The sequence below is a fragment of the Pedobacter psychrodurus genome, assembly GCF_004331735.1.
Lineage (GTDB): Bacteria > Bacteroidota > Bacteroidia > Sphingobacteriales > Sphingobacteriaceae > Pedobacter > Pedobacter psychrodurus.
In genome coordinates this window covers 1-24,345 of sequence record NZ_SJSO01000018.1, presented here as the reverse complement: position 1 = coordinate 24,345, position 24,345 = coordinate 1, and the positions used below count along the sequence as shown (strand labels likewise).

Below are 24,345 nucleotides of genomic sequence, written 5' to 3'. Positions count from 1 at the left end.
AGTTTATTTTAATTCGAGAACAACAACTGATTGAGCAGGCAGTTCTACTTTAAGTGCATTGCCCAATTTTTTTGCACCGGTAAATTTTGCATTGTGCACTTTGTTCGAATCGCTAAACGTATTTACATCAGTAAGTTTAGTCGAAGTTAAAATCTGTCCCGTTACCGAGCTCCATTTCAAACCATCTAAAACCGTACTCAGCGCAATTTTTTTGTTCGGATCTAAATTGACCAATGAAATATGGATCGCACCACTTGCATCCTGCGAAGCAGAAACATTTAAAGCAGGGATTTTTTGATCGCCTACAGTATAATCAGGACTGGTAAAGGCAATCGGCAGATATTTGGCATCCTGGTGCACTTTATAAAGATCAAAAACGTGATAAGTAGGGGTTAGGATCATTTTATCCTTTTCGGTTAAAATTAAGGCCTGTAAAACATTAACCGTTTGTGCCAGATTTGCCATTTTAACACGATCGGAGTGGTTATTAAAGATGTTCAAAGTAGTACCAGCAATTAAAGCATCGCGTAAACTGTTCTGCTGATATAAGAAACCTGGGTTTGTTCCGGGTTCTACATCTGTCCAGATTCCCCATTCGTCAACCACTAAAGCCACTTTCTTTTTAGGATCATATTTATCCATTATCGCCGAGTGTTTAGTTACCAGTTCTTCCATTTTTAAACAGTTTTTCATGGTCGAAAAGTATTGTGCTTCATCAAATTTAGTTGCCGATCCTTTTGTGCCCCAGTTTCCTGTCGGGATGGTGTAATAGTGTAAAGTTAATCCCCACATCTGATTGCCGATGTTTTTCATACAGGTTTCTGTCCAATTGTAATCGCCTGAATTTGCGCCACTTGCAATCCTTTTTAGCGGAGCACCTGGATAGTTACGTGCGTAAGTGGCATACCTGCGGTATAAATCAGAATAATAAGCAGGTGTCATGTTACCTCCACAGCCCCAGCTCTCGTTACCCACACCCCAGAAAGTAACTTTCCATGGTTTTTCTCTTCCATTTTGGCTGCGGATGGCTGTCATCGGGCTTACACCATCAAAGTTCAGGTATTCTACCCATTTTGCCATTTCTTCCACAGTTCCGCTGCCCACGTTCCCGGCAATATAAGGCTCGCAATCGAGCATCTGGCAAAGGTCTAAAAATTCGTGTGTACCAAAGCTATTGTCTTCGGTTACGCCGCCCCAATTGGTATTTACCATTTTCGGACGTTGGTTTCTTGGTCCAATGCCATCTCTCCAGTGGTATTCGTCAGCAAAACAGCCGCCTGGCCAGCGCAGATTAGGGACTTTTATTTTCTTCAGGGCATCTACAATATCTAAACGGATTCTTCCTTTATTGGGAATAGTCGAATTTTCATCCACCCAAAAACCATCATAAATACATCGGCCTAAATGCTCCGAAAAATGACCGTAAATGTGCTTGCTTACAATTTGATCGGCGGCGGGTTTAATGGTTAACTGCGTTTCGTTTTGTGCCTGCGCAAAAATGGAGCAGCAGAGCATTGTGGCAGAGAAGAGAAGTTTTTTCATCATGATCTCGTTAAATCTATCGGTTAAATGGAATTTTGATAACATTAAAAGAATAAGGCTTTAAAGCGATGTTGAGCTTTTTACCTTTTAGGTTAATCGTGCTTTTTTGCGGACTAACCGCTTCAGGATTTTCGAAAGAGTTGAGTTGATTCAGGTTGCTGTTCGCTATTTCCTCATTGCTGGCCTTACTTTTTAATTTCATTTTTCCTTCCAGGTCGAAATCAATGTTTTGTGCCTGATCGGAATTGTTGGTAATTTTAATGATCAGTTCTTTTTTTACCTGATCGGTTACGGCAGAAGCGTAAAGGCCATCCTGACCGATAATGTTCTTCTCATCAAGCGTAATCGAAACTACATCGGTTCCTTTATTTGTAGAAAACTGTTTCTGAACATAATAATCAGGTGTGCCATATGATTTTAAATTATCTACCCAGATCATATCGGGTGCCCATTGCCATGCATCAATATGTGCAAAGAGTGGAGCATATGAGGCCATTTGTACTACATCGGCATTGCGCTCTAAACCTGTCATTAACGAAGCAGATGCCAGGGCACTTTGCCAATTGTTTTTGCTGCTTCCTGTTAGATTTTTATCGGCATGGACGGCATATTCCCCTACAAAAATCTTTGATCCATTTCTTGGGTAGTTATCGTAACGACCAGCATTTTTTAGAAACCAATCGGCAGGGCGGTAATAATGCTCATCGATAAAATCGGCATTGTTATTTCTTAAAGTGGTATTCAATAAATTAAAACGATCGCCTTCAGGGTCGGTTCCTGAACTGTTGATCAGTTTAAAATCGGGATATTTAGCTTTTATGGCTTTAGTGAAAATTGCTACTCTCTCCAGGTATTGTGGCCCCCAGTTTTCGTTTCCAACACCCATCATTTTTAAATTAAAAGGTTTTGGATGACCAAGATCTGCCCTCATTTTTCCCCATTTGGTTGTTACATCGCCATTGGCAAATTCGATCAGGTCTAAAGCATCCTGAACGTAAGGATCCAGTTCGTCAAGTGAGGCAACTTCTGCTGAGTTAAACTGACAGGCCATACCGCAATTTAATATCGGAAGTGCATCCGAACCGATATCTTCTGCCAGTTGGAAATATTCGAAAAAGCCCAAGCCAAAACTCTGGTAATAATCGGGTGCGGGGCGATGTGCAAATTCGGTATTCCAACGGTTCATAATTAGCTGCCTGTTTTCAATCGGGCCTATGGTTTTCTTCCATTGGTAACGGTTGGCCAGATCGGTTCCTTCTACAATACAGCCACCTGGAAAGCGGATAAACCCCGGTTTCATATCAGCCAGTAATTGTACCATATCTGCTCTTAATCCTTGTGGACGGCTTTTCCAGGTGTCGCCAGGGAACAACGAAATCATATCCAAATCGATATTTCCATTTCCCTGAAACAGAACAGAGAATTTTGCTTTAGGATCGGTTTCGGTAGCGGTAAAACTTGCCGATTGTTTTTTCCAGTCGCTACCCGTTTGGTCAGGCGTTAAACTTCCTTGTCCGATGATTTTATTGTTCGCATCTTTTAATAATAGCACGAGTTTAATGCCTGGCTTCGATTGACGGTACATCATCGAAAAATCGTAGCGAAGGCCTTTTTTTACACCGATGCCTTTAAAACCCTCGTTTAGGAGTTCGAAATCGTCGGTTTGTTTTTTTACCTGTAAATATCGGGGGTTTGCGGTGTTTACTTCCTTACGGTTTACCACCAATATTTCACCTTCCTGTGGTCTTTTCCGCTGTATGGTCCAGCCCATTAGCGGTTTTGCAAACTCAAATGAACGGTTTTTGATCAGTTCGGCATAAATACCACCATCAGCACCAAAGTTAATATCCTCAAAAAAAACACCCCACATATTCGGCTGCACCTTGGCAATAGATTGGTCGGTTTTAACTTTGATCACTTTTGCAGTTTGTGCCTGCACATCTGAGATATCTGCAATTCCAATTACAGCATAGGCTATGCATGCCGAAAACACACTTTTTACAGGGTAATTTAATTTCATACGGTTTAATATTTGGAAGATCTAATGGTAAAAGTAAAATATTTAAAATAATAAACGTTATTTGAACAGTTATTTTTTTATTCATCAATGTTTTTTTCATAAATTCTACAATCTTAGCATTAGGAAAAACGATGCAAGCATCTCAAATATCGATTGAGGTAGTAAAAGGGTTTAGTAAAGTAACTTTTTACTTGATGTTTAAAATTTATTTTGTCGAAACCTTTAAAACCTTTCTTGTAACATATTGTCATCGTTAAAAAGCAGGATACTACAGGATGCGCCTTAAAAATATACTATTTACATTCGACATGAATCATTTAATGGCCGCTACCCGGCAGCTGTTAAGATCCACTAACCAATAACACATGATGAGCCTTCGTTTCTCCAATATTCTGGTATTGACTATGTTTTTTTGTAGGGCTTTTGTATGCAAAATAACTGGTTCACATGATTGACAAAAGAATTATGAATCTCAAAAAATACATTTGGCTTAGCCTCTTAAGTGCAGTAACACTTTGTAGTTCGGCGCAACAAAAAGCCACAGATAAACAATCGGTTAAGCTCTTTTTTGAGAAATCATACCTACAGGTAGACCGCAGTTATTACAGCACTGGCGAGGATGTTTGGTTTAGCGCCTATTTGGTAAATGGAAAAAGCAGTAGTCTAACATCCACCAGCAATAATCTATATGTTGAGCTGATTTCACCAAAATCGGAAGTTTTGGAAAGGAAAATGATCAGGTTGGATGGCGGACTGGGAAAGGGTGATTTTAAGCTGAAAGATTCTATTCCTTCTGGTTGGTACGCCATTAGGGCTTATACCAATTGGATGCGGAATTTTGGCGAGGATTTTGTTTTTCAAAAACGAATCCACATTAGCAATAATATTATCGAAAACGCTTCTTATTTTACCCGAAATCCGGTTAAGAAAACCGATGTTTCCAATTCGAAAAAATCGATTGCCTTTTTCCCTGAGGGCGGTTCGTTGGTTGAAGGATTAACCAGTATTGTAGCCTTTAAAACCAATGATGACATTGGAAATGGGGTTAAAGCCATAGGAAGTGTAATCTCTTCAAAAGGAGATACCGTAACTACTTTTCAAAGTACCGATGCGGGGATGGGCATTTTTGCTTTTACGCCCAAAGCGGATGAGAAATATAAGGTTGAGGGATTTTATGGCAAAGAAAAATTTTCGTCAGAAATGCCTATAAGCCTTAAAAAAGGCCTCTCCTTACATGTTACTACCGATTCTTTAAATATTAAAGCAAACATTAGTGCCAACGAATTAATGTTCAGTGAGTTGAAGGATAGGTCCATTTCAGTTGTAGTTAAACATGCAGGCGATAATATTTATTCCGGATCGATCAAATTAAGTAAAGCTACGGTATCGGTATCTATCCCAATAAAAGGTTTTCCGAACGGTATTGCAAGCATAACCCTGCTAGATGATCAGAACAGGCCAAATTGTGAACGGCTAATTTTTATACAGGACGAAAATAAAGTCAATTTCTCGATAAGCCCAAGCAAAGCAGCTTATAAACCAAGAGAGAAAGTGGTTATCAAGGTAAAAGCAACCAATTTTCTTGGTCAGCCGGCTAAAACGTCATTTTCTTTAGCTGCGGTTGATGGCCTTATTCCGGATGATGAAAGTGATATCGTGTCGTATTTGACGCTACAATCGGAAGTAAAAGGAGATATTAAAAACGCAGCACAATATTTTGATGCTAAAAACCCATCTCGTTTAAAACAACTAGACTTATTGTTGCTTACCCAGGGCTGGAGAGATTATATCTGGAGAAAACTGGCCGATTCGGCAATTAAAATAAGCTATTTGCCAGAGCCTGGCATCACGATAAAAGGATTAGTAAGAGAGAAACTGGCCGATAAACCCATTCCGAATATGAATATCACCCTGTTCGGCACCAATTTTACAGGTGATAAAATTTTTACTACTAAAACTGATCAGAATGGACATTATTTCTTGGATGGGCTCAGTTGGTATGGCAATCAAGCAGTTAAAATTTCATCAAAAGATGATAAAGGTAAAAAAGGTGGTTGGCTACAGATTGATACACTGATTAAACCTTTAAATTTAGCGCCATTAAAAACAATCTCATCTGGAATTTCTAACACCTTGAACGTAGAAATTGGAAAACGCATGGATTATAACCGGACTTATAAGTTTGGCGATTCGATCAGCCTTAACGATATTGAAATTAAGGCCGCTCAGAATAACAAGGTGGTTTTGTTTCAGGATATACTTACCTCATTTGGTTATCCAGAGGAAGTTTTCAACATTACAGCAGCCGATTATTCTTATAAAGGATTGGAGCATTTTCTGTTAACCAAGGCTAAAGGAAGTTATCCGGCAGAAGAAAATGATAGTCTGGGCAGTGAAGGGGTCACTTTTATTGCCAATGGAAAAAAAGTTAGGCCGGTTATTAGAGTAAACAACAGGGAAGAACTCTTTACCGAGCGCTTAGATTACTATAGTTTAACCATGGATCAGATTAATCAGGTTAAAATTCAGCATTTGTTAAACAGTACCGGAAAAGATGTATACCTGATCAGTCTTAATTTAAAGGATGAGGCTTTGCGCGGACCAAATTTAGACTTGTTGAACCTCAATTTAAACGGTTATTATGCCGCAAGAACTTTTTATTCTCCAAATTACAGCAGTCCGGCAACACCAAATAAAGATTTACGTACCACTGTTTTCTGGACACCATCTGTAAAAACCAACGAAAATGGCGAAGCAACCATTACTTATTTTAATGGTGATAACAAAACAGATATTTTGATCAAAGCCGATGGAATTACCGATAAAGGAGTGGCAGTATCGGCCAAAACAGCCTATAAAGTTCAATAACCAGTTACATCATTCATGAACCCAACCTATTTTTTAATTAGAATTATAAGCCGTTATGTTTAAAACCATTATAGCATCGTGCTTCATCATTAGCTTATTCTGCGCTACTCAGCTTTTCGCTCAACGCGAAATGGAAACACTTGGCAGAGGTGTTGTTGCAGTACACATGCCAGGCGATAGTGTTTTTGTGAGCTGGCGGGTTTTAGGCACTGATCCTGATAATATTTCTTTCAATCTCTACAGGAGAACAAACCATTCAGATCCTGTAAAATTGAATCAAAATCCAATAACCGGAGCAACAATTTTTACGGATAAAAAGATAGATTTTACTGTTGAAAACCAATGGTTTGTAAAACCGGTTATCAATGGGAAAGAAAAAACCGAAAGTGTTGCTTTCATATTGCATCAAAATACGGAGGCAAAACCTTATTTATCTATTCCCTTAAAAACACTGTCAGGTTATACCCCAAATGATATTTCAGTCGGGGATTTAGATGGCGACGGGGAATATGAAATTGTTTTGCACCAGGTGGGCATAGGAAAAGATAACTCGCAGGCGGGTATCACAACAGATCCCTTATTAGAGGCTTATAAATTAGATGGTACATTTTTATGGCGCATTAACTTAGGAAAGAATATCCGTGAGGGCGCGCATTATACCCAATTTATGGTTTACGATTTAGATGGAGACGGCAGGGCAGAGGTTGCCTGTAAAACAGCTGATGGCACAATGGACGGAACAGGTAAGTTTATAGGCGATACCACTAAAGATTGGCGGAACAAAAATGGATATATTTTAGCAGGCCCGGAGTTTTTAACTGTTTTTGATGGCTTAACCGGAGCAGAAATTACCACCACGCAGTTTAATCCCCCACGTGTGCCAAATCTGGAACCCTCAACGGAAGAATTAAAGAAAATCTGGGGTGATGGATATGGAAACAGAATGGACCGTTTTTTGGCTGCAATAGCTTATCTTGATGGAAAACATCCCAGTTTAATTATGACCAGAGGCTACTATACCCGAACTTTCATTACTGCTTGGGATTTTAAAGGTAAAAACCTGCACAAGAGGTGGGTTTTTGACAGTGTTGAACCCGAAAATAAAGGTTATAGCGGACAGGGAAATCATAATTTAAGCATTACAGATGTAGACAACGATGGCAAAGATGAAATTATTTTTGGCGCCATGACCATTGATGATAATGGGAAAGGTTTGTACACTACCCGGTTAGGGCACGGAGATGCATTACATGTTGGCGATCTGGATCCAGACAGGCCAGGATTGGAGGTTTTTGATATTCAGGAAAAATTTTCTGATGCTGGGGCGAGCTTTAGAGATGCCAAAACCGGAGAAATATTATGGAAAAAAGCATCAGTAAAGGCTGGTGAAGATGGCGAAGGTCCTGGTAGGGGGCTGGCTTTAAATATCGATCCAAGGTATAGAGGTTCAGAATGTTGGGTTGCAGGTGCAGGTATAACCGGAATGTTTGATGCCAAGGGAAATAAAATTTCGTCAATCACCCCGAGTGTTAACTTCGGTGTTTTTTGGGATGGGGATTGCCAGAGTGAAATTTTAAATGCTACGACTATCGATAAATGGGATTACGAAAACGCTAAAAACATTAGGTTGCTAAATGTAAGGATGTATAACTGTTTATCAAACAATGGAACTAAATCAACCCCAGCTTTATCGGCTGATATTTTAGGCGATTGGCGTGAAGAAGTGATTTACCGCACTGCTGATGCCAGCGAATTGAGGATATTTACCACTACAATTCCAACAACTCACCGTTTTTATACCTTTATGCACGATCCCCAATACCGTTTGAGTATTGCCTGGCAAAATGTGGGCTATAACCAGCCACCTCACACCAGTTTTTATATGGGCGACGATATGAATAAACCAGCAAAGCCAAATATTAAACTAATTGAGTACCATAAATAAATTTTAACCAAGCAAGAATGAAAAAATATAGCTTTATCCTGGCGGGAATGATCATCATCATTTCTTTTTTTGCCTTTATCGCTCAGCATAAACCCGCACTGCATACCATTGGCGATTCTACCGTTCGCAATTCGAACAAAGAAACCTGGGGCTGGGGAACGCCTATTGCTTCGCTGTTTGATACCACAAAAATCCATGTAGAAAATAATGCAATGGCCGGAAGAAGCACCAGAACTTTCTTGTCGGAAGGCAGGTGGGACAAGGTTTTGGAAACATTAAAACCTGGCGATTTCGTTACGATGCAGTTCGGGCATAATGACGGAAGTGCGCCTGATACCACAAAAGCCGGTAGAAGAGGTGTGCTAAGAGGAACTGGTGAAGAAACCAAAGTATTAACCTGGCCAGATGGAAAAGTAGAAACTGTACATACTTACGGTTGGTATATTCGCAAATTTGTGCGCGAAACCAAAGCAAAGGGTGCTATACCTATTGTATTGTCGATGATCCCAAGGAACGTTTTTAAAGATGGTAAAGTGGCACGTGCCAATAACGATTTTGGAAAATGGGCCGCTGAAGTTGCAAAAGAAGAAAATGCCTATTTCGTCGACCTGAATAAAATTACAGCGGATAAATATGATGCGCTCGGTCCTGATAAAGTAAAACTCTATTTCCCTGGCGACCATACCCATACCAATTTGGAAGGTGCAAAAGTTAACGCCGCATCTGTTGTAGAAGGGATTAAAGAATTGAAAGATTGTAAACTGAAAAAGTACTTGCTTTAGGGAGCGGAAAGACTAAAGCTGAAAGACCAAAGGCAATATAAATCTGTGTAATCCAACAATCGGTGTAATCGTTATAATATGAAATCAACTAAATATCTACCCCTCATTCTCTTAACCACATTCATTATATTTTCTTCCTGCATCATCTTGAAACAGCAGACGAAACCAACTTTATTCCTCATTGGCGATTCGACCGTTAAAAATGGAAAAGGCAAAGGCGATGGCGCTTTATGGGGCTGGGGAAGTTTTATCGAAGATTTATTCAACAGCGAAAAAATCAATGTCGAAAATAATGCACTTGGCGGTACCAGCAGTCGTACTTTTCAAACCAACGGTTTGTGGGATGCTGTTTTGGCAAAAATAAAAAAAGGCGATTTTGTGATGATGCAATTTGGTCATAACGATAGCAGCCCGTTAGATGACACCGCCCGTGCCCGTGGTACCATAAAAGGTATCGGAACGGAAAGTAAAGAAATTTACAACCCGATTAAGAAAAAACAGGAAGTGGTTTATACTTATGGCTGGTACCTGCGCAAATTCATCAGCGATATTAAAGCCAAAGGCGCAACAGCGATTGTGTGTTCACCGATTCCACGCAATCCGGTTAAAGATGGTGCGGTAGTTTTAACCAACGATAGTTATGCGGGTTGGGCCGAAGAGGTGGCGAAAGCCGAAAAAATCGATTTTATTCCATTGAACCAAATCATTAAAGATAAATATGCCGCTTTAGGCGCAGCTGAGGTTAAAACTTTTTTTACCGAGAAAGACCACACCCATACCAACGAAGCAGGAGCGAAGTTAAATACAGCTGCGGTTGTAGAATGCCTGAAGAAATTAAAAAACAATAAACTGAATAGCTACCTAAAATAAACCATCGAGCAGGATACTACAGGATGCTTTCCTGCTGATATTGTCTTATTTTAACAGCCTAACCAAATACAAACGGTGATAAACCGTTCAATTTTATGCAGATACAGGTTAACCGAGTTTTCAAAGTGCTGATAGGCATTGCTTTTATATTTTTAAGCATTACGCAAACACATGCCCAAAACATTTCGCTTGCAGGCAAATGGCGTTTCAAAATGGATGCTAAAGATGAAGGCATAAAAGGAAAATGGTATTCAACCGTTCTTCCCGAATTCGTTAAGCTTCCCGGATCGATGGCCGAAAACTTAAAAGGTGATGATATAACCCTTAAAACGAAATGGACTGGAAGCATTTATGATAGCTCGTACTTTTACCACCCCCGTTTAGAAAAATACCGTAAACCCGATAACTTAAAAATACCTTTCTGGTTAACCCCTGCCAAACATTATACAGGTGCGGCATGGTATCAGAAAGATATCGAAATACCTGCCAATTGGAAAGGGAAAAGACTAGTTTTATCCTTAGAATACCCACATTCAGAAACAAGGGTTTGGATAGACGATATCGAAATAGGAACCCAATTTACCTTTGTTGTCGCTCAAAACTTTGAACTCCCACCAAATTTAAAAGCAGGAAAACATACCATTACTTTATTGATTGATAACCGCATTAAGGCGATAAATGTAGGGCAGGATTCACATAGTTTAACCGATCACACTCAAGGAAACTGGAACGGTGTGGTAGGTAAAATGGAACTGGTGGCCGGTTCGCCTGTGTATTTTGAAGATATTCAGGTTTATCCCGATTTAAAAAATAAATCTGCGAAGGTTAAAATCCAGCTTAAAGCCAATGCTAGCCAATTCTCTACTGGGAAAATTACGCTTGCTGCTACAACTTTTAATACCAAAAATGTACTCCAGGTTAAGCCTGTAACAGCAGCTTACCAAATTACAAATGGTGTAGGGAGTTTAGAAATCAATTTACCCATGGGCGATAAAATTGCCACCTGGGATGAGTTCGATCCCGCATTATATCATTTAACAGCCACGCTAATTTCGAAAGATGGCAAAAAAGACGAGAAAAAGGTACAGTTCGGTATGCGTGAATTTAAAGCTGTAGGCAGAACTTTTGAAATTAACGGCCGCCCGGTTTTTTTACGCGGTACGGTTAACAATTGCGAATTTCCGTTAACAGGTTATCCATCAATGGATGTTGCTGCTTGGGTACGTATTTTTAAAATTTCGAAAGCGCATGGGTTAAACCACATGCGTTTTCATTCGTTTTGTCCGCCAGAAGCTGCTTTTATTGCAGCAGATCAAATCGGCTTTTATCTTCAACCAGAAGGACCAAGCTGGGCCAATCATGGTTCATCTATTGGTGATGGGAAACCAATCGACCAGTTTATTTACGATGAAACCAACCGAATGACCAAAAACTATGGCAATTATGCATCCTTTTGTATGATGGCCTATGGAAATGAACCACGTGGTAAGCAGGTAGAATACCTTACTAAATTTAATAATTACTGGAAAGCCAAAGATTCGAGACGATTGTACACTGGTGCATCAGTTGGCGGTAGCTGGCCGGTTATCCCCAACAACGAATTTATGGTACGCGCAGGTGCCAGAGGATTAGATTGGAGCAGAAAGCCAGAAAGTATTTCTACTTACGCCAAACAGATCGAACAGTTTACCGTGCCCTTTGTAGCACACGAAATGGGGCAGTATTGTGCCTTTCCTAATTTCGATGAAATAAAAAAATACACTGGTGTTTATCGCGCAAAAAACTTTGAGATGTTTCAGGAAGATCTTAAAGACCACGATATGGCAGATCAGGGACACGATTTTTTAATGGCTTCGGGTAAATTGCAGGCCCTTTGTTATAAAAATGAAATAGAAAAAGCATTGCGAACGCCCAATTACAATGGTTATCAGTTATTGTCGCTAAATGATTATCCAGGCCAGGGAACAGCACTTGTTGGTGTTTTAGATGCCTTCTGGGATGAAAAAGGTTATATCACCGCTAAAGAATTCAAACGTTTTTCTAACAGCACGGTGCCTTTGCTAAAAGTTTCGAAGTTTGTTTTTACCAATAATGAGACTTTAGAAGCTGCTGTAGAAGTGGCGCATTTCGGAAAAGCGCCAATTGAAAATGCAAAACTCTCGTGGACACTCAAAAATGAAAGCGGCACAAATGTAGCCAAAGGCAATTTCAGTCCTAAAAACTTGCCTGTTACCAATTGTATTGCCATTGGAGAAATTAAATTCCCCCTAAATAGTATTACAAAAGCAACTAAACTGAAATTGGAGGTTACGATTGATGGAACTGAATTTGCCAACGATTGGAGTTTCTGGGTTTATCCTGCCCAACTGCCACAAGTTAAAAGCAATGTGTATTACTGCACCAGTTTAGATGACAAAGCCCAGTCTGTTTTGGCTGAGGGAGGCAATGTTTTTCTCAATGCATCAGGCAAAGTAGTAAAAGGGAAAGAAGTAGTGCAAACCTTTCTCCCTGTTTTTTGGAATACATCGTGGTTTAAAATGCGCCCGCCACATACCCTGGGTATTTTGTGCGACCCGAAACATGCCGCTTTTAATAGTTTTCCAACCGATTATCACAGCGATATGCAATGGTGGGAAATCGTAAACAAATCGCAGGTAATGAACCTCGAAGACTTTCCTTCAGGATTTAAACCAATTGTTCAGCCAATCGATACCTGGTTTTTGAACCGTCGTTTGGCACTGGTTTTCGAAGCAAAAGTAGGCAAGGGGAAATTAGTGGTTTCGAGTGCCAATCTCTCGCCTGATTTAAAAGATGCTCCTGCTGCACAACAGCTTTATTACAGTTTACAGCAATACATGATATCTGCCCAGTTTAATCCAAAATATGAAGTGGCTTTTAATACCGTGAAAGATATCTTCGAAAGTCCGTCGAAAATTCAGTTCGATACTTTTACGAAAGATAGTCCGGATGAGTTAAAACCAAAACCTAAATCCAATTAATCGATAAGCGAAATACCACCATGAAGAAATTTATATTCAGCTCCGCTATACTGTTAAGCATATCTGTCCAACTACTTTTGGCACAGAAAATTCCTAAGAAAAAGGAGGTTTTAAAAGTATTAAAATCAACAAATGCTTATTTTATGAATAAGTGGCCTGATGCCGGAAAGTCGATCATAACCAACAGGGAGCGGCCAAGCAACATCTGGACAAGGGCTGTGTACTACGAAGGATTAATGAATCTTTATAAAATTAACCCTAAAAAAGAATATTACGATTATGCCGTTCAATGGGGCGAAAAACATAACTGGGGCTTAAGAAATGGTATTACTACAAAAAATGCCGACGATCAAGCTTGCGGACAGACTTATATCGATCTTTATCTGATTGATAAACAACCCGAACGCATTAAAGACATTAAAGCTTCGATCGATCTGGTCATAAAATCGGGCAAGGTAAACGATTGGACATGGATTGATGCGATACAAATGGGTATGCCTGTTTTTGCCAAACTTGGTAAATTATATAACGACACAACCTACTACAATTACATGTACAAAATGTATATGCATTCTAAAAATATCGAGGGTGGTGGCTTGTATAACGCCAAAGATGGCCTTTGGTGGCGCGATAAAGATTTTGTACCGCCTTACAAAGAACCAAACGGAGAAGATTGTTATTGGTCAAGAGGAAATGGATGGGTGGTTGCTGCATTAGTACGTGTTTTAGAAATTATTCCTGAAAATGAAGCCCACCGCGGTGAATATTTAAAAACCTATCACGAAATGATCAAAGCCCTGGTGCCTATTCAGCGTGCAGATGGTTTCTGGAACGTAAGTTTAAATGATGCTACACATTTTGGTGGTAAAGAAACATCAGGGACTGCATTGTTTGTTTACGGCATGGCTTGGGGTGTAAATCAAGGTATTTTAGATAAAGCCACTTACCTGCCTATCATTACGAAAGCCTGGAACGCCATGACCAAAGACGCTGTTCAAAAAAATAGTTTTATCGGTTTTATGCAGGGAACAGGCAAGGAACCAAAAGACGGGCAGCCCGTTAGTTATACCAGTGTGCCTGATTTTGAAGATTATGGTTTGGGTTGTTTCCTATTAGCCGGAACTGAAGTTTACAAACTTAAAAAGTAATAAAAATGAATTTCAGAAACCTAGCAGGCTTATCGGTATTGATGTTGTTGTTCTTACTGCCCAAACAAAATATGGCACAAAGGGCAGGCATTGCTGTTTCTGAAATTAACAGTGTTTCATCTTTTCCCATTGTGGAAGGAGGAAAGGCATCTTCGATTTATATCGATGAAAAAGATGCCGAAGTAGTTGGAATCGCTGCCGAAGCGTTTAAAGATGACATTCAATTATTAACGGGAACAACTGCAAAGGTTTTGAAAAGCAATCCTGCTTTAAGTACTTATCCCATTATTATTGGTACGATGGGGCAGTCGTTATATATCGATCAGTTAATCAAAGCAGGGAAAATTAATCGTGCTAGTTTATCCCGTAAATGGGAAACATTTTCGGTTTCAGTGATCGAAAATCCTTTGAAAGGGATAAAAAGGGCTTTAGTAATTGCTGGTAGCGACAGGAGAGGAACAGCTTATGGTGTTTTTCAATTGTCGCGGATGCTCGGCGTATCTCCGCTTTGTTGGTGGGCTGATGTGAAACCTGCGCTAAAAAAATCGTTATACATTAAAGCCGCTAAGCCTTTGGTGGAGTCGCCATCGGTTAAATACCGCGGTATTTTTATCAATGATGAAGATTGGGGTATCCAACCCTGGGCTGCTAAAATGATGGATACCGATGTGAAAGATATCGGCCCAAAAACCTATACCAAAATATTCGAGCTGCTGTTGCGCTTAAAAGCCAATTACATCTGGCCAGGCATGCATCCTTCAACCAAAGCATTTTATTATTATGCCAATAACCCCGTAATGGCTGATAAATATGCCATTGTATTAGGTTCAAGCCATTGTGAACCGATGTTAAGGAATAATGTTTTCGAATGGGCTGAGAATTTCGAACACGAATACGGCAAGAAGCCTGGAGAGTGGCGCTACGACCTGAATAAAAATGAAATTGCAAACTACTGGACCGACCGTGTAAAACAAGCCAAAAATTACGAATCGGTTTATACTGTTGGTATGCGTGGCATTCACGATGGCAGCATGCCCGGACCGAAAAATAAAAATGAAAAAGTAAAACTATTGGGCGAGGTAATTACCGATCAGCGTACCATTCTCAGCAAGAATATTACTAAACCGGTAAGCTCCATTCCACAGATTTTTTGCCCTTACAAAGAAGTATTATCTTTATACCAGGCTGGTTTAAAATTGCCTGATGATGTTACGATTGTTTGGGCCGACGATAACCATGGTTATATCCGTCAGCTTTCAAACCCTGAAGAGCAAAAACGCTCTGGCGGAAGTGGGGTATATTACCACATTTCTTACTGGGGTGCCCCACAAGATTACCTTTGGCTTTCGTCTATTTCTCCATCATTAATTTCTTACGAGTTAACCAAAGCATACCAATATAAAGCAGATAGACTTTGGGTCATAAATGTTGGTGATATTAAACCCGCTGAAATGGAAACGCAGTTTGCGATGGATCTCGCCTGGAATGTAAACCAATGGAAACCAGAAAATGCTGATAAATATGCCGAAAGCTGGGCTGCTGAGACTTTCGGTGCCGAATTTGCAAAACCTATTGCCGAAATAAAAGCTGTTTATTATCGTTTGGCGCAGGCTGCTAAACCCGAGCACATGGCCAGTGTTAATTTCGCCGATGAGCAGGCAGAAGAACGGTTGGCTGCTTATGAAAAGATTTATAATCAGGCTAAAAAATTAAATGATCAGATTCCTGCACGCTTAAAAGATGCTTATTTTGAATTAATTTTATATCCGGTTGAAGGCGCCATGCTGATGAACCAAAAGATTTTATATGCAAAGAAAAGTTTGACGTTAGCTGCAAATGGAGATGAATCAGCCTTAAGCTATTCAAAAAAATCGAAAGCTAGCTTTGATCGGATTCAGTTGATTACCAAAAAATACAATGAAGAAATTGCAGGTGGCAAGTGGAATGGAATGATGAGCTGGAAACCACGCGATTTGGCGGTGTTTAAAATGCCAAAAGTGGCTGATTCTATAGTCTCAAAGCTATCAGGTGCGGTAGAGAAAACTGAAAATAAAACCATTGTTCAAGCCGCAAAATATGCGGAGAAATCAGTTCCAAAAGGAGTAACACTACAAACCTTAAAAGGACTGGGTTTAGGTGGTGATGGTATTTCTGTTTATCCCTTTACTTTTAAACCTATTAGCGAAAATGACTTGCAAAATGCTGCTTTTGCCATTTACAATGTTGATTTTAATACGCCAGGCGAACACCAGATCGAAGTGAAATGTTTACCTACCCAGGGTGTTAATAATGGCATTAAAGTTCGGTATGCTATTTCGGTAAATAACGACAAGCCACAGATCATAAACATTTCTCCAGCCTCAGAAAATAACATCTGGAAACAGAATGTACTACAAGGTTACGCTTCAGGTTTAACCAAACACAAGATTAATAAAACAGGCAAGTCGACTGTTAAAATCTATCTGCTCGATCCGGGTTTGGTGATTAACCAGTTGGAAATACAATAAATATGATGAAGAAACTTTTAGCTTTTGCGCTATCCTTAATTTTTATGCTTGCAGTCGCCAAGGCACAAAGCATTGGCGATTATAAAACTGGTTTTAAGAAAACGGGCAACATCATTTCCTTTTCAACCACAAGGGGAGAAGTGAAATTCGAATTCTGTACACCAGAAATCTTCAGGATCAGAACCAGTTGGAACGGTAAATTCGAAGCCAATGAAAACCTGATGGTGATTAATTACAACTGGGCCAATGTAGCCGTTAAAGTTTCGGATAAAAAAGATCATTTCTTACTTACTACCTCAAAATTGGTGGTTAAATTATACAAAGCCCCGTTCAGGCTTGATGTTTTTGATGCCAAAGGCAAATTTTTGAGCGGTGAAGTAAACGGAGCGGTAAGCAAAGAAAACACTCAGGTTGGGGTTACCAAAAAACTGCAGGCCGATGAACATTTCTTTGGCTTTGGCGAACGAATGGACTTTATGGACCGCCGCTTTAAAAAAGTAACCTTAAATGTGGGCCGTGGTAAAGGTTTGCCACATGCCATCGGTGCTTACAATATACTGGAAGCCAATTATTGTCCGGTTCCGTTTTTTATGAGTACAAAGGGTTACGGTATTTTCTTGCATAATTCTTTTGCTACCGAATGGGATATGGGCGCTTCTAAAAAAGATCAGTATAGTTTTAAGGCAGCAGATGGTGAATTGGATTATTATTTCATGTACGGACCGACTTTCCCGGCTATTTTAGATCATTATACCAGTATCACAGGCAAATCGCCAATGTTACCGCAATTTGCTTTAGGACTACATGCAGGTACGTATAGCGGTGGTACATGGGGCCATGAGGCACAAACTTCCGATCATTATGTGGTTGAACTGGCAAAAGAATACAGATCATTAGGTATTCCGGTTGATCTGCTTTGGTTAGACTCAACCTGGCGCTTATTTGGCGAAAATGGAGGTAAAGGCGCAACTTCTTTCGAATGGAGGGAAACCTTTAAAGATCCGAAATCGATGTTCGATAGCATTTATGCCATGAATTATAAAATGGTGGGGCTTCACCTCCGCCCACGGTTCGATAATGCCAAAAAATTAAACTTATTGGATCAGGCGAGAGCGCAGGGTTACACCTATCCCGAAAATGGTAAACCCGGCGAATTTGTAAACTTTTTCGATGAAAAGGCAACGCAATGGTGGTGGGATAACGGGGTAATGCGGGTAGCAAAATTGGGCGCTAAATTTCTGAAAACAGATGAAGGCAGTGCGTTTGGATCTTTAGCCAACGAAAGTGAGAAGGTTGGTCCAACAGGAAAAGATGCAGAACGTTTACACAATCTTTTCTCAATAGCTTATGCCAAAGCGCCATTTTTAGAGTTCGAAAAATTTAACGGTTTTAGAGGATTAAATCAAACCAGAGAAGGTTATTCAGGCATCCAACGGTATCCTTATATTTTTGCCGGCGACTGGCCTAGCGAGTGGCAATATTTCGCACCTGTAATTAAAGCTGGTTTAAATGTTGGTCTTTCAGGCGTAGGTTCCTGGGCACATTGTATGGGCGGTTTTGAACATCAGGCCGATCCGGAGCTGTATATCCGCTGGGTGCAGTTTGGGATGTTCAGTCCGATTGCACTTGTTTTTGGCATGGATCATCCAGGTTATAAAGAACCCTGGAGATATGGTGAAGATGCTTTGCGTAATTTCAAAAAATACGATTTGCTGCGGTACCGTCTATTTCCTTATCTGTACACGAGCATGCATCAGCAATACGAAAAAGGTTTACCCATGATGAGGGCTTTGGTGCTTAACCATCAGGATGATGAAAACGTATACGAAATAGGCGATCAGTATATGTTTGGCGATAATTTAATGGTTGCCCCTGTAACCACTAAAGGCGCCATTACCCGCTCGGTTTATTTGCCTGAGGGTACTTGGTTTAACTATTGGACAAGCGAAAAATACGAAGGTAAAAGTTATCACCATGTTGTGGCGCCATTAGATACCATTCCTTTGTTTGTTAAAGCAGGCAGCATCATTCCAATGCAACCAGAAATGGCCTACAGTGGCGAAAAACCTGTTGATGTGATTACGTTGGATGTTTTTCCTTATGGAGAATCTAAATATGAAATGTATGAAGACGATAATTTAAGCGCTGCCTACAAAACAGGAAATTTTGCTTTAACGAAGATCACTTCTTCATTAACTGAATCGAATTTAACCCTTAAGGTGGCTAAACCAACAGGAAGTTTTAAACCCAGTAATCATAAATACCTGGCCAAAATACATTGGACGGGGAAAGCGGGTCCTAATGGCGTTTTAGAGAATAACCTTAAATTGAAAGCTTTAAAAACGCCTGATCGTTTGGATAAAACAGAGGGCTGGTTTTACGATGCAAAGAGTAAAATACTCTGGGTTAAATCAGCCGGAGATAACAGTGCTGATTTGAATTTTACGATAAATTAACTGCCTCGGTCTGTGTCTTAACATACTGAAAATGAGAAATTTCAGTTTTTTGACAGGGAATAATAACTAGTGGTTCGTGTGGACACGAACCACGGTGGATGCATCAGGCGCCTTCGTCATTCCCAACCCGATAGCTATTGGGTTAATTGGGAATCGTACTGCCCTAGTGGGGTTTGTAGGTTGCATTAAGATTCCCGCCTACGCGGGAATGACGAACGCTCAAATTCCTCGGTCTGTGTCCTCACAGACCGAAACTGAATGGCTTAATTAAGAAATGGTCCGTAAGGACACGAACCATGGCGAGCCAATAAATAATATAGGTTTAACTAGATTAAAACCATTAAAAATAAAATTGAAAACATGAAAAGTGCATTTAAGATGAAACTTAAACCCGGTTTTGAAACAGAATACAAAAAGCGCCATGATGAGATCTGGCCAGAGTTATCAACTTTGTTAAAGGAAAATGGAATCAGTGATTATTCTATCTTTTTAGATGAAGAAACCAATACGCTTTTTGCTGTGCAACAACAAAATGGAAGCTCCTCGCAAGATTTGGGCAGTACCCAGATTGTGCAAAAATGGTGGGCGTATATGGCCGATATTATGGAAACCAATGCCGATAATTCTCCAAAAACATTCCCTTTAGAAATGGTATTCCATTTAGATTAAAAATATGCAATTACAACGATTCTGTTCTGTTCTGTTGCTTAGTACACTAACTTTTAGTTTGGCCAAAGCGCAAAAGCCTGTAAAAAATACCGGTAGCTGGCCTGTTATCGAAAAGCAGATGAAACCCTGGACCCGCTGGTGGTGGATGGGAAATGCTGTAGACGAACAGAATTTGAACCTTGTTTTAAAGAAATATGCCGATGCTGGTCTCGGTGGTGTAGAAATTACACCAATTTATGGCGCCAAGGGCTTTGAAAAACAATATCTTCAGTTTTTATCGCCCGAGTGGATGAATATATTACACTACACGGTAAATAAAGCAAATACTTTAGGTTTGGGGGTTGATATGAACACGGGCACAGGCTGGCCTTTTGGTGGTCCGCAAATTAAGCCCGAAAATGCTGCAACTAAACTGATTACCCAACAATATACCCTTAAAGCGGGCGAGAAGTTGACTGAAGCCATTAAGGTTAAAGAAGCCAAACAGGATTTCGCACAGTTACAGGCTTTAACCGCTTATGGCACCAATGGCGAGGTAATCGATCTCTCTTCAAAAGTTCAGGCTGATGGATCTTTAAATTGGTCGCCCAACAGTGGCAGCTGGGATATTTATGCCGCTTTTGCAGGTAAAACCAGGCAAATGGTTAAACGTGCGGCCCCAGGAGGAGAAGGTTTTACCTTAGATCACCTCGATAAAAGTGCAGTTGATGTTTACCTGAAAAGATTTTCTGATGCTTTTGGTGGCAAGCCGCAAGGCGTTCGCTCGTTTTTTAACGATAGTTATGAAGTGTATGGCGCTACCTGGACACCTACTTTATTCCAGGAATTTAAGAAAAACAGGGGTTACGACCTGGCCACCCATATTAAAGAATTAACCGGTAAGGATTCTACCAACGCAAATATTGCCCGTTTAAAATCTGATTACCGGGAAACCATGGATGAACTTTTGCTCCATAATTTTACGCAAAACTGGACCAATTGGGCACATCAGCTTAAATCGGAGACCAAAAACCAGTCGCATGGTTCGCCGGGCAATTTGCTTGATCTTTATGGAGCGGTAGATATTCCCGAGACTGAAACCTTTGGTTCGAGTTACTTCCCGATCCCAGGCCTTAGACGTGATGCAGGAGATATCCGCAATGTAGATCCAGACCCTATGATGTGCAAATTTGCATCTTCTGCGGCACATACAGGTGGTAAAAAACTGGCTTCTTCTGAAACATTTACATGGTTAACCGAACATTTTAAAACATCGTTCTCACAATGTAAACCCGAAGCGGAGCAATTGTTTTTGGCAGGAATAAACCATATTTTTTATCATGGTACCACCAATTCGCCAACAAATGCCCCCTGGCCGGGATGGTTGTTTTACGCTTCGGTAGAAATGAACCCAAACAACAGTTTATGGCCGCAAGCACAAGGCTTAAACAATTATATAGCCCGTTGCCAGTCTATTCTTCAATCAGGAAAGCCAGATAACGAACTTTTAATCTATTGGCCAATTTATGATGTTTGGAACAAGGCTAAAGGCTTAGATATGGCCTTAAAAGTGCATGATGTTGACGAATGGTTACATCCAACGGCTTTCTATAAATTATCAAAAGCGCTTTCTAAATCGGGTTATTCTTTTGATTTTGCGTCTGATCGGTTATTAAAGCAATCAACTGTTAATAAGGCATTGATCAGTACCAACGCAGCGGCTGCACCATATCAGGTGCTAATTGTTCCGCAATGCGAATTGCTCAGCCCGGAAACTTTAGATCAGATGATAAATCTGGCCAACAATGGAGCAAAAGTCATTTTTCAAGCATTGCCTAAAGATGTTCCAGGTTTAAACAATCTGGAAGCCCGCAGAGCACAGCTAAAAGCTACCTTGGCTAAATTGATTTTTACGGATGGCGCAAATGGCATTAAACAGTTTAAAGTTGGAGCAGGGCTAATTTTGCTTGCTGATGATGTGCAAAAGGCATTAAGTTTGGTAGCCATTAACAGAGAAACTTTAACCGATTCGGGCCTTCAGTTTATCAGGAGGAAAACAACAACTGGCAAATACTATTATCTGGTTAACCACACCGCTAAAGATATTGATACTGAACTTTCCTTAAATGATGAAGGACAGGTTTTAATCATGGATCCACAAAGCTCGAATGTAGGGTTAGCGGCAATACGCGATAAAAAGGTTCGCGTACAGCTTAAATCGGGAGAGAGTTTGTTTTTAAAGGTCGATCAGAATGGAACAACCAAAACTCCTTGGGTTTATTTGAACAAAGCTGCCAATTCGATCAATCTTAACCAACCATGGAATTTACATTTTACCGAAGGTGGACCTGAGCTTCCTGCAGATCAGCAGTTAGCTAAACTGGTAAGCTGGACAACCTTGAACGATCCTAAATTACAGGCCTTTTCTGGTACTGGTGTTTACACCTCAAGTTTTAATCTGAGTTCGAAAACTGCCAGAGAATATATTTTAAACCTGAACCAGGTGGATGAAAGTGCCAGGGTGTGGATCAATGGACAGGAAGTAGGTATTTTATGGAGTATTCCTTTTCAGGCCCGTGTTGGCAAATACTTAAAAGCAGGCCATAATACCATCAAAATTGAAGTGGTTAATTTGATGGCGAACCGCATACGTGATATGGATATCAAGAAAATTCAATGGCGGAATTACCACGAAATCAATTTTGTAAATATTAATTATAAGGATTTTGATGCTTCAAGCTGGAATGTAATGCCCTCAGGATTAATCGGCCCAGTAAGCATTACAGCTTTCAATTAATCATATACCGTCATTCCCGCGCAGGTGGGAATCTTAAAGCTTTGCACCACAATATGCATTTTATCATGAAAAAACTCATTATACTCACTTTGTTTACCGCCATTGGTATAAATGCCACGGCTCAAAACTATATCATCACAAAATTTGGGGTAAGTGCCGATAGCACCAAACTGAATACCAAAGCCATTCAAAGTGTAATAGATAAAGCTTATCAAAAAGGAGGAGGAACGATTGTCATTCCCAAGGGCGTTTACCTTAGTGGGGCACTTTTTTTTAAACCTAAAACAAAGCTGCTGTTGCAAGAAGGCGCAGTACTTAAAGGATCTGATAACATAAAAGATTACCCTTTTATCCCATCGCGGATGGAAGGGAGGAGCCTTAAATACTTTGCAGCGTTAATTAATGCCACAAAAGTAGATGGTTTTAGTATTTCGGGTCCAGGCACTATTGATGGGAATGGCCTTAAATTCTGGAAAACATTTTGGGCACATCGCGATTCGCTTAAAAAGTTAGGAAGAGAATCTACAAACCTTGAAGTGAGCCGCCCACGGTTACTTTTTATCTGGGGATGCAACAATGTGAATATTAAGGGAGTAAAATTGCGTAATTCTGGATTTTGGACAACCCATTTGTACCAATCTAACAATGTATTAATTGAGAATTGCGATATCCGTTCGCCATTTAGGCCTGTAAAAGCACCCAGTACTGATGGCATAGATATTGATTTTTGTAAAAAAGTAACGATCAGGAACTGTTATATTTCGGTAAACGACGATGCTATTTGCATAAAGGGAGGCAAAGGACCTGATGCACAGAAATTGCCAGAAAATGGAATTGTTGAAGACATTTTAATTGAAAATTGTACCATTGGCGAAGCACATGCTACTTTAACCATGGGAAGCGAGTGTATTCATGCGCGAAATATTACCATGCGCAACTGTAAGGTAGAAAATAATTGCCCGATTTTAAAAATGAAAATGCGTGGAGATACTTATCAGCTTTACGAAAATATTACAGTAGAAAATATTACAGGGAAATGCGGCGCCATCATTGACTTAAACCCCTGGAAACAATTTTTCGATTTAGGCGGTAGTACGGCAAAACCATTTGGTACGATCAGGAACATTAAGATAGCCAACATTAAAGTTGAGGCAACAAAATTTGGCGAAATGGATGGGAATCCTGAAGATAAAGTATCGGGGTTTCTTTTTAAAGATCTGGAAGTGACTACTAAAACACCTTTTTTAAAAAACAGGTATCAGGATGTTAAAATTGAGAACGTAATGGTAAATGGATCGCCATTAGTCGTTAAACCTTAATCCAACACTTATCTTAAGTTAATGATATTGGGCTTTGAGGTCAAACGATTGGGGTGACAGATTGCAAAGAACGGTCGTCATTCCCGCGCAGGCCTATCGTGTGGACACATCTACATTAGCCTGTATTTGTTTTTAGCACATATTCCTAAGACGATCGTCCTTTAGATTTGTTTTGATATATTATTTAAGAAAATCTAATATTTATTTTACTTAGCTTAATTATCAGATTACCTAAAGCGGTAGCGGCACATTAATATTTCGTCAAGGTTTTTATACCTATAGCATGATGCAATCCGCTACCGTTTTTTCCCTTAGTGACCAGATAACAATTAGGGCAATACCCATTATTAAGGACTAGGATCGATGGGGTAAAAATTAGGTAACTATTACAAACATAAAAAATAACAGGATGATTGTCTCTACAAATTTTTTTATTGGGATTGA

13 protein-coding genes are annotated in these 24,345 nt (G+C 40.0%); 11 read left to right on the top strand and 2 right to left on the bottom strand.

The features are described 5' to 3' along the window. Positions 1-3: 3 nt before the first annotated feature. Entirely contained in the window at positions 4-1,542 is a 1,539-nt protein-coding gene (locus EZ456_RS18525) for an alpha-N-arabinofuranosidase (protein WP_131532702.1), read from the bottom strand. Between the two features lie 16 nt (positions 1,543-1,558). Continuing rightward, on the bottom strand, positions 1,559-3,562 hold the full coding sequence (locus tag EZ456_RS18520; RefSeq protein ID WP_131532701.1) for an alpha-L-arabinofuranosidase C-terminal domain-containing protein: 2,004 nt from the start codon (positions 3,560-3,562) through the stop codon (positions 1,559-1,561). Positions 3,563-4,027: 465 nt separating this feature from the next. Between EZ456_RS18520 and EZ456_RS18515 the strand changes: the two genes are divergently transcribed. From EZ456_RS18515 to EZ456_RS18465, 11 genes are all read left to right on the top strand, one after another. Next, the gene (locus EZ456_RS18515) at positions 4,028-6,430 is read left to right on the top strand and encodes a carboxypeptidase-like regulatory domain-containing protein (protein ID WP_131532700.1); all 2,403 of its coding nucleotides are present in this window, start codon (positions 4,028-4,030) and stop codon (positions 6,428-6,430) included. A gap of 55 nt (positions 6,431-6,485) precedes the next feature. Continuing rightward, entirely contained in the window at positions 6,486-8,375 is a 1,890-nt protein-coding gene (locus tag EZ456_RS18510) for a rhamnogalacturonan lyase (RefSeq protein ID WP_131532699.1), read from the top strand. Between the two features lie 17 nt (positions 8,376-8,392). Beyond that, a complete protein-coding gene (locus EZ456_RS18505; protein WP_131532698.1) occupies positions 8,393-9,157 on the top strand; it encodes a rhamnogalacturonan acetylesterase in 765 nt (254 codons plus the stop codon). 78 nt (positions 9,158-9,235) lie between these two features. Continuing rightward, positions 9,236-10,027 carry a rhamnogalacturonan acetylesterase gene (locus EZ456_RS18500; protein WP_131532697.1) on the top strand — a complete coding sequence of 264 codons (792 nt, stop codon included), beginning with the start codon at positions 9,236-9,238 and terminating at the stop codon, positions 10,025-10,027. A gap of 95 nt (positions 10,028-10,122) precedes the next feature. After that, positions 10,123-13,026: an exo-beta-1,4-galactosidase gene (locus EZ456_RS18495; protein ID WP_131532696.1), complete on the top strand. Its 2,904-nt coding sequence runs from the start codon at positions 10,123-10,125 to the stop codon at positions 13,024-13,026. A 20-nt stretch (positions 13,027-13,046) separates the two neighbouring features. After that, a complete protein-coding gene (locus EZ456_RS18490) occupies positions 13,047-14,174 on the top strand; it encodes a glycoside hydrolase family 88/105 protein (RefSeq protein WP_131532695.1) in 1,128 nt (375 codons plus the stop codon). 5 nt (positions 14,175-14,179) lie between these two features. Beyond that, a complete protein-coding gene (locus tag EZ456_RS18485) occupies positions 14,180-16,681 on the top strand; it encodes a glycosyl hydrolase 115 family protein (protein ID WP_131532694.1) in 2,502 nt (833 codons plus the stop codon). A gap of 5 nt (positions 16,682-16,686) precedes the next feature. Further along, positions 16,687-19,137, top strand: coding sequence for a glycoside hydrolase family 31 protein (locus EZ456_RS18480; protein ID WP_205945129.1), 2,451 nt, complete (start codon positions 16,687-16,689; stop codon positions 19,135-19,137). Between the two features lie 360 nt (positions 19,138-19,497). Further along, on the top strand, positions 19,498-19,806 hold the full coding sequence (gene rhaM, locus EZ456_RS18475; RefSeq protein WP_131532690.1) for an L-rhamnose mutarotase: 309 nt from the start codon (positions 19,498-19,500) through the stop codon (positions 19,804-19,806). A gap of 4 nt (positions 19,807-19,810) precedes the next feature. Next, positions 19,811-22,582 (top strand): glycosyl hydrolase, encoded by a 2,772-nt coding sequence (locus EZ456_RS18470; RefSeq protein ID WP_131532688.1) that lies wholly within the window; start codon positions 19,811-19,813, stop codon positions 22,580-22,582. A gap of 65 nt (positions 22,583-22,647) precedes the next feature. Next, positions 22,648-23,901 carry a glycoside hydrolase family 28 protein gene (locus EZ456_RS18465; RefSeq protein ID WP_131532686.1) on the top strand — a complete coding sequence of 418 codons (1,254 nt, stop codon included), beginning with the start codon at positions 22,648-22,650 and terminating at the stop codon, positions 23,899-23,901. Positions 23,902-24,345 lie beyond the last annotated feature (444 nt).